This is a genomic window from Microbacterium bandirmense (assembly GCF_037204185.1).
GTDB lineage: Bacteria > Actinomycetota > Actinomycetes > Actinomycetales > Microbacteriaceae > Microbacterium > Microbacterium bandirmense.
Window position 1 is genome coordinate 204,709 of sequence record NZ_JBBDGM010000005.1, and the last position, 13,123, is coordinate 217,831.

Annotated in this window: 11 protein-coding genes and 2 tRNA genes; 11 read left to right on the forward strand and 2 right to left on the reverse strand. The window is 69.3% G+C overall.

Annotation, left to right across the window (positions count from 1 at the left end):
* Positions 1-12 precede the first annotated feature (12 nt).
* The 8 genes from WDU99_RS07770 to WDU99_RS07805 all read left to right on the forward strand — a co-directional run bounded on the left by WDU99_RS07770 (position 13) and on the right by WDU99_RS07805 (position 5,897).
* Complete coding sequence (locus tag WDU99_RS07770; protein ID WP_337331877.1) at positions 13-897, forward strand: bile acid:sodium symporter family protein; 885 nt, start codon at positions 13-15, stop codon at positions 895-897.
* A gap of 9 nt (positions 898-906) precedes the next feature.
* Complete coding sequence (locus tag WDU99_RS07775; RefSeq protein ID WP_337331878.1) at positions 907-1,398, forward strand: FBP domain-containing protein; 492 nt, start codon at positions 907-909, stop codon at positions 1,396-1,398.
* Between the two features lie 84 nt (positions 1,399-1,482).
* Positions 1,483-2,301, forward strand: a complete 819-nt coding sequence (locus tag WDU99_RS07780; protein ID WP_337331879.1) for an enoyl-CoA hydratase/isomerase family protein — start codon at positions 1,483-1,485, stop codon at positions 2,299-2,301.
* Positions 2,302-2,387: 86 nt separating this feature from the next.
* On the forward strand, positions 2,388-3,380 hold the full coding sequence (locus WDU99_RS07785) for a hypothetical protein (RefSeq protein ID WP_337331880.1): 993 nt from the start codon (positions 2,388-2,390) through the stop codon (positions 3,378-3,380).
* Positions 3,377-4,198 carry an inositol monophosphatase family protein gene (locus WDU99_RS07790; RefSeq protein WP_337331881.1) on the forward strand — a complete coding sequence of 274 codons (822 nt, stop codon included), beginning with the start codon at positions 3,377-3,379 and terminating at the stop codon, positions 4,196-4,198. The genes WDU99_RS07785 and WDU99_RS07790 overlap by 4 nt, the downstream gene beginning before the upstream one ends.
* 156 nt (positions 4,199-4,354) lie before the next feature.
* On the forward strand, positions 4,355-5,650 hold the full coding sequence (locus tag WDU99_RS07795; protein ID WP_337331882.1) for a M23 family metallopeptidase: 1,296 nt from the start codon (positions 4,355-4,357) through the stop codon (positions 5,648-5,650).
* A gap of 68 nt (positions 5,651-5,718) precedes the next feature.
* Positions 5,719-5,790, forward strand: a tRNA-Thr gene (locus WDU99_RS07800).
* 33 nt (positions 5,791-5,823) lie between these two features.
* Positions 5,824-5,897, forward strand: a tRNA-Met gene (locus tag WDU99_RS07805).
* Positions 5,898-5,958: 61 nt separating this feature from the next.
* Here WDU99_RS07805 and WDU99_RS07810 read toward each other — a convergent pair.
* Together WDU99_RS07810 and WDU99_RS07815 are read right to left on the reverse strand one after the other, a co-directional pair.
* Positions 5,959-6,948 (reverse strand): cation efflux transmembrane domain-containing protein, encoded by a 990-nt coding sequence (locus WDU99_RS07810; RefSeq protein WP_337331883.1) that lies wholly within the window; start codon positions 6,946-6,948, stop codon positions 5,959-5,961.
* Positions 6,945-7,421, reverse strand: coding sequence for a type 2 periplasmic-binding domain-containing protein (locus WDU99_RS07815; protein WP_337331884.1), 477 nt, complete (start codon positions 7,419-7,421; stop codon positions 6,945-6,947). Before WDU99_RS07815 ends, WDU99_RS07810 begins: the two co-directional genes overlap by 4 nt.
* 95 nt (positions 7,422-7,516) lie before the next feature.
* On the opposite strand from WDU99_RS07815, the gene WDU99_RS07820 reads away from it, so the two are divergent.
* From WDU99_RS07820 to WDU99_RS07830, 3 genes are read left to right on the forward strand one after another with little or no spacing between them, the layout of a single operon-like run.
* Positions 7,517-8,989, forward strand: coding sequence for a DUF3375 domain-containing protein (locus WDU99_RS07820; RefSeq protein WP_337331885.1), 1,473 nt, complete (start codon positions 7,517-7,519; stop codon positions 8,987-8,989).
* On the forward strand, positions 8,982-9,701 hold the full coding sequence (locus tag WDU99_RS07825; protein WP_337331886.1) for a DUF4194 domain-containing protein: 720 nt from the start codon (positions 8,982-8,984) through the stop codon (positions 9,699-9,701). Before WDU99_RS07820 ends, WDU99_RS07825 begins: the two co-directional genes overlap by 8 nt.
* Entirely contained in the window at positions 9,698-13,045 is a 3,348-nt protein-coding gene (locus WDU99_RS07830) for an ATP-binding protein (RefSeq protein ID WP_337331887.1), read from the forward strand. Before WDU99_RS07825 ends, WDU99_RS07830 begins: the two co-directional genes overlap by 4 nt.
* The last annotated feature ends 78 nt before the right edge of the window (positions 13,046-13,123 follow it).

Genomic DNA, 13,123 nt, shown 5'->3' on the forward strand with positions numbered 1-13,123 from the left:
ATACTCAGTTCCATGGGATCAGCGTTGACCACCATCGGACTACCCGTCGCACTCGGGATCATCATGCTCGGCCTCGGCCTGAGCCTCACCCTCGCCGACTTCGCGCGTGTGCTGAAGCAGCCGAAGGCGGTGATGGTGGCGCTGCTGTGCCAGCTCGTGCTGCTACCGGCGATCTGCTTCGGGCTGGTGCTGGCGTTCCAGTTGCCGCCTGTGCTCGCGGTCGGCATGATGATGCTCGCGGCCTCACCGGGCGGCACGACGGCGAATCTGTACAGCCACCTGTTCCGCGGTGACATCGCGCTGAACATCTCGCTCACCGCCGTGAACTCGGTGATCGCGGTTGTCACGCTGCCGGTGATCACGAACTTCGCGATCTGGTACTTCGAGCCCTTCGACGACCAGCTCGGCCTGCAGTGGGCGAAGGCGCTCGAGGTGTTCGCGATCGTGCTGCTGCCGGTGGCGGCGGGGATGCTGATCCGCCGGTTCTGGCCGCGCTTCGCGCAGGGCATGGACAAGCCGGTGCGCATCGCCAGCGTGATCATCCTGGTCGTGGTGATCGCCGGGGCCGTGGCCTCCAACTGGCAGCTGCTGGTCGACAAATTCGCGCAGCTCGCCCTCATCACCATCCTGTTCTGCGTCATCAGCCTGACCATCGGCTACTTCGTGCCGCGGATGCTGAAGATCGGCGCCCGTCAGGCGATCGCGTCGTCGTTCGAGATCGGCATCCACAACGCCACCCTCGCCATCGTCATCGCTCAGTCGGTGCTGGGGTCGATGGAACTCAGCCTGCCCGCCGCCGTGTACGGGGTGCTGATGTTCTTCGTCGCCTTCGGGTTCGGATTCCTGATCCGTGGCAAGGAGCGCGTGCCTGAGGAGGCGACCGAGGTGGCTTCCTAGACTGGAGCGATGCGACCACTGACCGAGCAACAGGTGCGAGCGGCGATCCGCAATGCGGATGCCGACGAGATCGCCCAGATCGGGATGCCGCATGACTTCATCCTGATCGACTGGGACTATCTGGACTTCCTCGCCTGGCGGGATCCGGAATCGAGCAGGCGCGGCATCGTGATCGTCGAGCACGAGGGCGAACCGCGCGGGATCGTGCTGCGGGCGACCGACCCGGCCCGAGTGCGCTCGGGCATGTGCAACATCTGCCGCACCCTGCAGCCCGGCAACCAGGTGGCGCTGCTGACCGCCCGCCGCGGGGGAGCGAAGGGGCGCCGCGGTGACAGTGCAGGCACGTACATCTGTGCCGACCTGTCGTGCCACGAGAACGTGCGCCTCGCGCATCCGCTCGCCCCGAACGAGGTGCGCCCGCCGGGGCAGGCCGACCAGCGACTCGACGGCACCCGCCACCGCATGCACGACTTCGTCTTGCGGGTGCTCGCCGAGGATTGATGACCGGGTCGGTCACGGTGGCGCAGCCCGCGAACCTCGGTGCCGGATAGGCTGAGACTCCGTCCCGCGTATCGAAGGAGATCCATGAGCGACCCCATCCTGTTCACCGTCGACGACGGCATCGCCCGAATCACGCTGAACCGCCCCGCCAGCCTGAACGCCTTCGACGCCGAACTCGCCGTCGCCTGGCGGGACGCCACGGCTGAGGCCGTCGGCCGCGACGATGTGCGCGCGATTCTGCTGGGTGGCGCCGGGCGCTCGTTCTGCGCAGGGGGCGACGTGATAGCGATGGCGAACACCATGGGCCGCGGTGCGGACATCACCTCGCTCGCGCAGGTGATCAACGAGGGCATCCTCTCGCTCACCCGATCGGCGATCCCCGTCGTCGCGGCGGCGCACGGCACGACCGCGGGCGGCGGTCTGGGCATCCTGATGTGCAGCGACTACGCCGTCGTCGGTGCGAGCTCGAAGATCGGCAGCCTGTACGCGAACATCGGTCTCACCCCCGACCTGTCGGTCACGGCGCAGCTCGCCCGTGCGATCGGCGAGCGTCGTGCGCTGCAGCTCGTGCTGCAGGACCGCCTGCTCACCGCGGCGGAGGCGGTGGAGTGGGGCCTCGTCGCCGAGGCCGTCGCCGGCCCTTCGACGGGCTCAGTGGCCGACGCGGAGGCAGAGGCGGATGCTGTGCGCGAGCGCGCCGAGCAGGTCGCCCGCTTCTGGCTGGCCGGAGCGGCCGGCGCGTACGGGCAGGCGAAGCGTCTGATTCGTTCGCGGCCGTCGCGGTCGTTCGCCGAGCAGCTCGCGGAGGAGGCCCGCACGATCGGGGACGCCTTCGACACGCCGGATGCCAAGGCGCGCGTGGCCGGTTTCGCTGCGGCATCCAGGAAGAAGTCGGCGCGCTGACACGCCCCTGCGGGGTTATCCACAGCCTCCGTCCGGTGTGATCGCCTCGTGGGAGGATGAGACTCGACACCGTCGGGAGGATTCTCATGTCAGACGTCACACCCCGCACCGATGATCAGAAGCCGATGACCTCGAAGCTTCTGCGTGGCGCGATCTGGATCGCCATCGGCGCACTCATCGCGGCAGCTCTCGTCTGCGTGGTCTGGGTGCTCATCGGCGACCAGGACGGCATCATCGGGCGTGCTTTCCTGACGATCCTGCTGCTGGCGCTGTTCGCCGGCATCGCGATCGCCGAGTCGCACCTCGCCGAGCGTCGTCCCGACTGGCTGGCGCTGGCGAGCATGATCACGTGGATCATCGCGCTACTGGTGGGTGCGGTCAAGATCTGGCTTCCCGAGGCCGACGGCGAGTTCGGATGGATCACCGGGCGGTTCTTCCAGTTCCTGCTGGTGATCGGCATCCTGCAGCTCGCGCTGCTGCACGTGCGACTGTTCCTCACGGCATCCCAGCGCTACGTCACCACGTTCACGCGCGTGATCGTGATGGTGACCTTCGCGATGCTCGCCGGCCTGGTCGCGATGCTGGTGTTCTTCCTGACGTTCCCCGACCTGTTCGAGTACGACGATCTGTACTGGCGCATCGTGATCGCCCTGGCGATCCTCGCGGCGGTCGGCACGACTCTGATCCCGCTGCTGAACGCCCTGTTCGCTCCCCGCCTGCGCACGGCGCCTCCGGCGCAGATGGCCACGACCTTCGCCCCGGCGCAGTCGCCCCAGCCCGTGAGCGCCTGGCCGACCTATGCCGACGGTCGCACGCCGCTGCCGGTGATGCCCGACGGCAGCCCGGACTGGAACGCCTACTACACCGGCTACCCGACGTACGACCAGCGTGCGGCAGCAGCGAGCTTCCCGGTGCTGGATGCCCCGGCGCCCACCGCACAGGCCGAGCCTGCACCGCCGCAGCCCGAGCAGCAGCCCGTGCCGCCGGTTCCGTCGGCCCCCGAATCCTGGGCGACGCAGGCGCCGCCACCCCCACCCGCCCCGCCCGTGCCGCCGCACGCGCCGGGAGAATCCCGGTGACGGCCGCCGATCAGGGAGCGACACCCGCCGAACTCGGTGCACTCGCCGCTGACATCGCGAAGGAGGCCGGTGACCTGGCCCGGCGCCGACGCCGCGAGGGGGTCTCACTGGCGGCGACGAAGTCGACTCTGGCCGACATCGTCACCGAGGCCGACCGCGAGGTCGAGCAGCTCATCCGCGATCGCCTGCGCCGTGAGCGCCCCGCCGACGGGTTCCTCGGCGAGGAGACGGGCGCCGAGCGGGGAACGAGCGGATTCACCTGGGTGGTCGACCCGATCGACGGCACTGTCAACTACGCGTACGGCGTGCCCGCGTACTCGGTGAGCATCGCCGTCGTCGAGGGCGAACCCGAGCCGGAGAGCTGGCGGGGCGTCGCCGGGGCCGTGTGCGCACCGGGGCTCGGCGAGCTGTTCACGGCGGCGCGCGGTGAGGGGGCGTGGCACGACGGCATCCGCCTCGCCGTGACCACGGACACGTCTGCCGGAGCTCTGCTCGGCACCGGTTTCGGATACGACCCGGCCACGCACGACGGTGATCTGGCGATGGTGCGGCAGGTGATGTCGATGGCCCGCGACCTGCGGCGGATGGGTTCTGCGGCGATCGACCTCGCGTACGTCGCGGCGGGTCGTCTCGACGGATTCTTCGAGCGCGGACTCAACGCCTGGGACTTCGCAGCCGGCGCGATCATCGTGCAAGAAGCCGGCGGAGAGGTGAGCCGACTCGAGCTCGACGCCCCGCGGCCGATGGTGATCGCCGGAGGTCCTGAGGTGCACGAGCGGCTGCGCGCGCTGGTCTCAGGGGCCGCCGACCGCATGTGATTGAATATGTTCAGATTCATGGCTTTCCCAGCCACGAGCGTGTACTGTTTACCCGATCGTTACTTTTGCCGCCCGAGGTGAAATACGATGAAGCCCCCCGCTTGATGTCTACCCGAGAGATCTGATTTGCCCCCTGTACGTTCCGAGGATGGCGCTGTGCCTACGCGCCGGTCCAATCGACTTCGCGCCGCCGCTCTGGCGACCCCCGCGAACTCGGCAACCCCGGACGTCACGCACATCACGCCAGCAGTACGGGCCGAGGGCCCTGCTGTCGAGGTCGCTCCGGTCGATATCGCTCCGGTCGATGTTGCTCCGGTCGATGTTGCTCCGGTCGTGACCGAGGCGCCCACCGCAGCGACGGCGATCTCCACCGCGGCGACCAGCCGCCGCGCCCGTCGTCTTGCCGCATCCGGCACGCCGGTCGTGCAGCCGATGACGGCTCCCGCCGAGATCATCGCCGAAACCGCAGCGGCCGCAACTCCGACCGTTCCCGAACTCATCGCGGTCAGGCCCGAGACCGCCGCATCCGGCGTCGACGCCTTCGCGGAGGCATCCGAGGCATTCGGATTCGCACCAGCCGACGGTGAGGCCGCCGCACCGGCATCCGACTCCACCGCCACCAACTCCGCCGACACGACCGACGTCCACGTCGCCGACGAGCCGGTCGTCGAGGGCGCCGCACCCGCGCACATCGCCCCGCGCCGTCCGCGCCGCATGCTGCGACGGGTCGTCGCCGCAGGCGCGAGCTTCGGTGTGATGGGCGTCGCCGGTCTCATCGCCGTCTCGATGACGCTTCCCGTCAGCGCCGTCGCCGCCTCGCAGGGCGCCGACGCCCGCGCCGCAGCCTCGCTCGTCGCTCCCGGCGAGAACCGGGCGCCGAAGGTCTCCGACGACGAGATCCAGGCGTATGTCGCATCGTCCGACGTCGAGGGTGAAGCGCTCGCGCGCTCCGAGTCGTTCTCGACGGTCTCGCTCAGCGAGGTGGCCGCCGAGGAGGGCATCAAGTTCTCGGAGAGCCTGTACACCAACGATCCTGACGCGGCGATCCAGTGGCCGTTCATCGTCGGTGTGGCGATGAGCTCGCCGTACGGTCAGCGCTGGGGTCGCCTGCACGCAGGTATCGACCTCGTGCCCGGAAACGGGGCACCGATCCAGGCGATCGCCGACGGTGTCGTGCGCACGGCGACCGAGGCGGGGGGCGCGTACGGTGTCAACGTCTACATCGATCACGTCATCGACGGGCAGGTCGTCACGAGCCACTACGCGCACATGCAGTATGGCTCCCTGCAGGTGCAGGCGGGGCAGAAGGTCAAGGTCGGCGACATCATCGGACGGGTCGGCAATACCGGTCGTTCGTACGGCGCGCACCTGCACTTCGAGATCATCATCAACGGCTCGACGATCGATCCGCTGCCGTGGATGCGCGAGAACGCGGGACGGTACGAATACTGACCGGCTCGATTTCGCGAGAGGCCATCGCAGATGGTAATCTCGTCTGGTTGCCCTGACACGGGCAGCACGCCCCGATAGCTCAGTGGCAGAGCACTTCCATGGTAAGGAAGGGGTCGTCAGTTCAATCCTGACTCGGGGCTCGTAGCGTTCATTTCTTCGGAATGGACGATTGCGGCGGAGTAGCTCAGTTGGTGAGAGCGCACGACTCATAATCGTGAGGTCGCGGGTTCGAGTCCCGCCTCCGCTACAGAACACACAAACCCTCGGCACAGTCCGGGGGTTTTCTCGTGTCCGGCGTCGCAGACCGCTCATTCGTGCCTGCCGTCGTCGACCTCGTCTGGCAACTCCGACACCGGGATCACGACGACGTCCTGCACCTTCCAGTCCAGTTCCGCGATCGCTTCGGACGCCTCGTTCACATCGTCGAGCCGCAGCTTCGCCCGCGTGGGCACGACGAACGCCTCCACCTGGAACACCTGGCCCAGATCGCGCACGCGCACACCGGCATCCGACACCCAGCGACGACTTCGTAGCAGCCTCAGGATCTCGCCGGTGAGCGGGTGGACCTCCTTGTCGTCATAGGTCGTAGCGCGCTGGTCCATCAGGTCGAGCACCGAGCCCTTCGTGTTTCGCCAGCCGTCCCAGACGATGCCCGCCGAGATGAAGGTGGCCGCAGCGCCGTCGAGCCACCACACGCCCATGCCGATGCCGAGCACGCCGATGATCGAGGCGACGTTCGTATGCCAGTCGGCCTTGGCCATGTCAGCATCGGCATACAGCAGCTTGTTGTGCAGCACGGGAGCGAGCTTGGCTTTGGCGGGCCCGTAGATGAACACCGGCCCGATGACGATCACCGACATCACTGCGACCATCAGCCAGCCGAGCCACACGGTCTGCCCGAACAGCTGCACCGTGCCGATCGTCGGATGCTCCATCGCGATCAGCCCGGTCACCGACTCGACCAGCAGATTCAGACCGACCACCAGCAGCGCGACCCCGGCGACGAGGTGCCCGACGCTCATCGCGCGATGCAGCCCATACGGGTGCTTGCGCGTCGGCGCGCGCCGCACGAAGATGTACGCGACCAGGAACGCCACCTGCGGCGCGAGCGAGAGCATGTCCTCGATCCAGGCAGTGCGCATCGCCTGCGAGTTGCCGACCACGAAGGCGACCACGGCGATCGTCACCGCCGTGTAGCACATCGTGAAGATCTCCCACTTGATCGCCTTCTTCATCGCCTTGGCCTGCTCGGGCGGCAGGTCAGTGCGCCCGAACTGGTGGAGTCCCTTCACGCTCATGATCCGACCTCCGCGTCGAGGAATCGCTCCAGGTCACTGAGGAAGGCGTTCTCGCCGAGCGGCACGAGCATGACGATCTTGCGCCCGTCGGCGCCCGGGATGCCGCTGTAGCCGCGGGTCATCCCCGCACGGTCGGTCCAGGGCGTCCGATCGGTGAAGCCGCCGACCAACAGGTCGAGATCGCCGGCCTCCAGCATCCCGACCAGGGTCTCCTCGCTGTCGACGGTCCAATCGATGTCGGCGTCGATGCGAGCGGCGTACGCCGTGACGAGTTCGGCCAGGGGCCCGGTCGGCGTAGCCGGGTCGGTGTCGATCAGGTCCGCGTCGGGCGACGCGCCGACGCGCAGCTCGCCGCCGGTCACCCTGTCGAGGGTGCCGTCGGGGTCGGTCGGGATGCTGATGCCGCAGCCGGCCAGCAGAGCGGCGAGCAGCAGCGCCGTCGCCGACGCGATGAGTCGCAGAGGATGTCGCACGCCTCGATCATCGCGATCGGATGCCGTGGCCGGAACATCCTTGACAAGGGTGCCAGGTGCGGGGCAGCGGTGACGGTGCCGGGTAGGCTCTTACGGTGACAGGTACGCGTGCCGAGGCGGCATACATCCGCTCTCTCGCGGCGTTCAGGACCCCGACTCTGGGCCTGCTGCACGGGCGCCATGCGCCGTTCGTCGTCTCCGCGCTGACGACGCTGTTCTCGGCCGACCGCCCGGCGGTGCCGATCGCCGATGCGCACGCCGAGGTGGCCGAGGCCCTCGACGAGCTGCGCGCCGGCGGATACGACGATGATGACCGGCGCATCCCGGCCGGAACGGGCCGCGAGGTGTGCCGCACCTGGGCGAAGCAGGGCTGGCTGGTGCAGCAGATCGACGATGACGTCGAGGTGTACCGGCTCTCGGCGCACGCGGTCGAGGCGCTCGAGATCACCGGTCGCACCGGAGGCGGACGCACGCGGGTGTCGAACTCGCGGGTGCGCACCCTGCTCGAGGCGGTCGAACGGCTGGCCGACAGCGCCGAGGCCGACCCGATCAAGCGCATCGTGCGGCTGACGGCCGAGCGGGATGCCCTGGATGCCGAGATCCTGCGGATCCAGGCCGAGGGCACCGCGCCGATCGATGACGAGGAGCTGTACGAAGAGGCCGAGAACGTGCTGCACCTGGCCCGCGAGCTGCCCGCCGACTTCACCCGTGTCGCCGAGTCGCTCAAGCAGATGCAGCGCGACGTCGTCGCCCATCTGCGCCGCGACGAGCGACCCACCGGCGAGGTGCTGCGCGAGTATCTGCAGCGCGCCCGCGACGTGATGCAGTCGACCCCCGAAGGACGCGCTTTCGCCGGCGCGCTGCGCCTGATCGGCGACCCCGAGCGCATCGACGCGCTCACCGAGCAGCTGCACACGCTGCTCGCGCAGCCGTTCGCCCGGCACATGGACGCTGCTCAGCGCACCGAGTTCGACGCCATCGGGCGCCGGGTCGAGCTGGGTGTGGAAGAGGTGCTGGCCGCGCAGCGGCGGGCATCCCACGTCATCACCGGCCAGGTGAAGACGCACGATCCGCTGCGCGACCGTCAGATCGACGACCTGCTGCGCGACGTGATCTCGGGACTGCACGACTGGGCCAGGACGGCTCCGGCTGCCGCTCCGGTCGATCCGGTGCGCAGCCTGCCGCTGATCGACCTCGGCCGACTGCGGCAGAGCGTGGGAGATGTGCGTCCGCCGGGTGCCCCGGCGCCGCTGTCGGATGCTGATGACGACGTCGAGTACATCGAGGGCGACTCGCGGGCGTGGGGAGGCCCGCGGTACGACGAGCTGGAGGCGTACGTGGCAGGAATGGACGGGGCGTTCGACCTGGGAGAGGCATTCGCCGGTGCGCCCGACGACACGCGCCGCCCGGTCGATCTGGTCGGACTGCTCGAGATCGCGCACCGCAACGGCATGACCGAGGGCGACGAGGTGTCGACCGTCGAGACGCTGCGCCCCGACGGCACGACCCGGCGGTTCGCGTTCGCCGCGGTCACGGCACGCGCGACGAAGGAGGACGACGATGACTGAAACCGCACCGACCGGGGCTGACCCCTTCGTCACCCCCGTGTCGATGGAGGACGACCTCGTCGAGCACTTCCCTGGCGACCGCGGAACGCTCGATCCCGAGGTGCGGCGTGTGCTGGCGCAGGTGCTGCAGAAGCGGTTTCTGAGCGCCGAGGGCAACCGTGCCGAGTGGGCGCTGCTGCTCGAGCATCAGCAGATCATCGAGTCGCGTCTGCACGATCTCTATCTGCGACTGGTGGTCGACCTCGGGCGTGGGCTGGCGTACAAGCAGCAGGTGCGCTCCGACGAGTTCGAGGTGCCGATCCTGTTGAAGGATCTGCCGTACAACCGCACCGAGACCCTGGTGCTGGTGCACCTGCGCACGGTGTTCCAGCGCGAGTCGGCCGCCGGAGAGCCGGCGCCGCGCATCGACGTCGAAGACGTCGAGCAGACCGTACTGAGCTATCTCACCGATGCCGACGGCAGCACCGCACGACAGCAGCGGGCGATCCGCGCGGCGCTCGACCGGCTCGACCGCGAGGGCGTCGTCGATGAGGAGACCACGGGACGCTACCGGATCAGCGCCCTCGTCGAGGTCGTGCTCAGCGCCGAGAAGCTCGCCGAGCTGCGCGCCTGGCTGCGTGGCCAGCAGCACCCGCGGCCCCAGCAGAACCCGCAGAACCAGCAGAACCTGCAACACCAGCACGAGATCCCGACCCCGGAGGCCGCCCTGTGACGATGCTCGACACCCTCTTCGGGCTCATCCCGGCCGAGTCGCGCGGGCAGCAGTGGGTCGCCGAAGACCTGCAACTCGTGAACTGGGGCGGCTACGACGGCGGTCCGCACCGGGTGCGGTTCTCGCCGAACGCCACGCTGCTGTGCGGTGGATCCGGGTCGGGCAAGTCCACGCTGATGGATGCGTACATCGCGCTGATGATGCCGCACACCACGCCGTTCAACGGCGCCTCGAATGGCGGGATCACCGGTCGTCCGCGCGGTGAGGACCAGCGCAACATCCTCTCGTACGGGCGCGGCAAGATCGACGAGTCGCGCACCGATGAGGGCACCCGACTGCGGGTGCTGCGCGGCGACGGCGAAGACACCTGGACCGCCATCGCGATGACCTGGGCCGATCATGACGGGTCGCGGTTCACCGCCGTGCGCGCCTGGTACATCCCCGCGGGCGCGCGCGTGCTCGAAGACACCGTGCGCGTGCGCGCCACCTGCGACGGGCACTTCGATCTCGCACAGCTCGAGGCGGCGGCATCCCAGCGCCTCACCGACGCGTCGCTGCGCGAGCGCGGCCTCGACCCGGTCGGCACCGACCGCGAGTTCACGGCGCGACTGCACGCCGTGCTCGGTATCGGTGCGGCGGGCTCGGGCGGCAAGGCGATGAGCCTGCTCGCCCGCATCCAGGCGGGGCAGCAGATCACGACGGTCGACGACCTGTACAAGCGTCTCGTGCTCGAAGAGCCTGAGACGATGGCGACCGCGGATGCCGTCGTGGCCCACTTCGATGAACTCGAGGGCACGCGCACGAGCATGATCGCCGCGCGGCAGCAGGTGAACGCGCTCGAGCCGATCGCCGGGATCCGTGAGCGCATCACCGCCGCGGCCGAGCAGGTGCGCCTGATCGACGAGGTCGGCGACCTTGCCGACTCGTCGTCGCGGGCCGCTCTGTGGCGGGCGCAGCGCCGGCTGGATCTGCTCCGTGAGGTCGAGTCCGAGCTGGGCGAGCGCAAGCGGGCGCTCGATCTCAGCATCCGAGAGAAGAACGCGCTCGTCGACGGCGCCGAGGCCGAGCGCGACGGCCTGCTCGATCTGCTGCGGCAGTCGGGCGGCGACCGCCTCGAGGCCGCGCACCGCGAGCTGCGCGGTGTCGAGCGGCGCCTGGCCGATGTGCAGCGCGAACGCGACCGTGTCGATGCGGCGCTGCGCGAGCTGGGTCTCGTAGCCGAGACCGCCGAGCAGTTCGCCGAGGTGGCGGCGCAGGCGAGGGCCGCCGGTGCCGACGACGAGCGGCGGGCTGCGCGGGCGGCGTTCGCCGACGCGATGACCGCGCACAGCGCGCTCGTGAAGCAGCGCAAGGAGTTGGATGCTGAGCGCGAGGACGCCGGGAGGCTGCGCGGCAGCATCCCCTCGGTTCTGCACGAGACGCGGATGCTGCTGGCGGACGCGGCGGGGCTCGACGCCGACGACCTGCCGTTCGTCGGCGAGCTGATCGAGGTTCGCACCGAGTTCGAGCCGTGGCGTGAGGCGGTAGGTCACGCCCTCGGCGGCTTCGCGACCACCCTGCTGATCGACACGACGCATCTGGCGCGGTTCCGCGCGGCGATCGACGCACTGCGCACGCCGGTGCGGCTGCGGTACGAGGGTGTGCCGACGGGACTCGCACAGGCGAAGCCCGCCGACGGACGCACGCTGCCGGGCCGGCTCGAGCACCGCTCGACGCCGTTCACCGGGTGGCTGCAGCAGCGTCTCGAGGAGCGCTTCGGCTTCGTGTGCGTCGATTCGTCGGCGCAGCTGGGCGAGCATCGCATGGCGCTGACCATCGCCGGCCAGATGTCGCAGGGCACCCGCGGCGCGCATGGCGGGCACGGACGCGAGAACGTGCTGGGCTTCTCGAACGAACGCCGTCTGCGCGACCTCGAAGAGCGGCTGGGCGCGCTCGATGCGCGGGTGCAGCAGGCGTCGGATGCTGTCGCTGCGGCCGAGGCCGCCCTCGACGGCATCGAGGGCCGCGGCAAGGCGTTCGCGCTGATCGAGGACCTGACGTGGGAGCAGATCGATGTGGCATCCCTCGTCGCCGAGCGCGAGCGGTGGGCATCCGTCGAGGCCGAGGTCACCGATTCGAATCCCGAGGTCGGGCAGCTGAAGGAGCGCGCCGAGAACCTGCGGGTCACCGCCTCGGTGCTGCGCGGCGAGATCGGCGGTCTGGTCGCCGAGCGCGACCGGGTCGAGGCGCGGTGGGGCGAGGTGACCGACGACGTCGACGACTGCCAGCGCATCGTTGATGCCGCCGAGACGGCCGAGCTGGTGCTCGATGGGTCGCAGGGCGCGTTCCTCGACGAGCGGTTCATGCTGGTGGATTCGTCGGATGCTGTCAGCGCGACCGACCGGCTCGCCCGGCTGGATCTGGCGCTGAAGACCGCCGCGGCGCGACTGGCGGCCGATCGTCGCGCGGCGATCGACGGGCATGACGAGCAGCGTGAGCGCATGCGGCAGCTGATGACGTCGTTCCTCGAGCGGTGGCCGAACCTGAACCTGCTGCCCGACCCGGACGAGTCGATCGCGGAGTTCGAGCGCATCCTCGAGGCGCTGCGCACCAGTGGCCTGCACGAGCTCGAGGGCGAGTGGCGCGACAGCCTGCTGCGGCTCTCGGGCAACGACCTGACCAGCCTGGACTCGACGCTCAGCCGTTCGGTGCGCGAGATCAAGGACCGCATCGATCCGATCAACCGCATCATGGCGGAGCTGCCGTTCTACGACGATGATCACCGGCTGCAGATCACTCCGCGTGAGAACCAGTCCGAGGCGCGCAAGCGCTTCCGGCGCGAGCTGCGCGAGGTGCGCGGGCTGATCGAGGCCGCGTCGACCGACGACGAGCGCGAGAACGCGTACCGGCGCATGAGCCGTCTGATCGCTCGCATGCGGCGCACCGCGCCCGATTTCGCCGAGCTGATCGACGTGCGCAATCACGTGCGGGTCAGTGCCGAGCGGGTGCTCGCCGACACCCGCGAGCACGTCGCGCTGTACGACCACATCGGTGAGAAGTCGGGTGGTGAGTCGCAGGAGCTGGTCGCGTTCATCGTGGGTGCGGCGCTGCGTTACCAGCTCGGGGATGCCGGTGCCGAGCGACCCCGGTATGCGCCGGTGTTCATGGACGAGGCGCTGATCAAGGCGGATGCGCACTTCACGCGGCGGGCGATCGGCGCCTGGCGGGGGCTGGGGTTCCAGTTGGTGATCGGCGCGCCGAACGACAAGTACAGCGCGATCGAACCGCACGTCGATGTGGAGTACACGATCCTGAAGGACACCCGCGGCCGGTCGTGGGCCAAGCCGAAGGTCGCCGTCGCCTGACTTCGAAGGGGCAGATGCCCAGTTGTGTAGCGGATTACTGACGACCGGGTGCTCGCGCGGCGTGTCGCAGCCCCGACA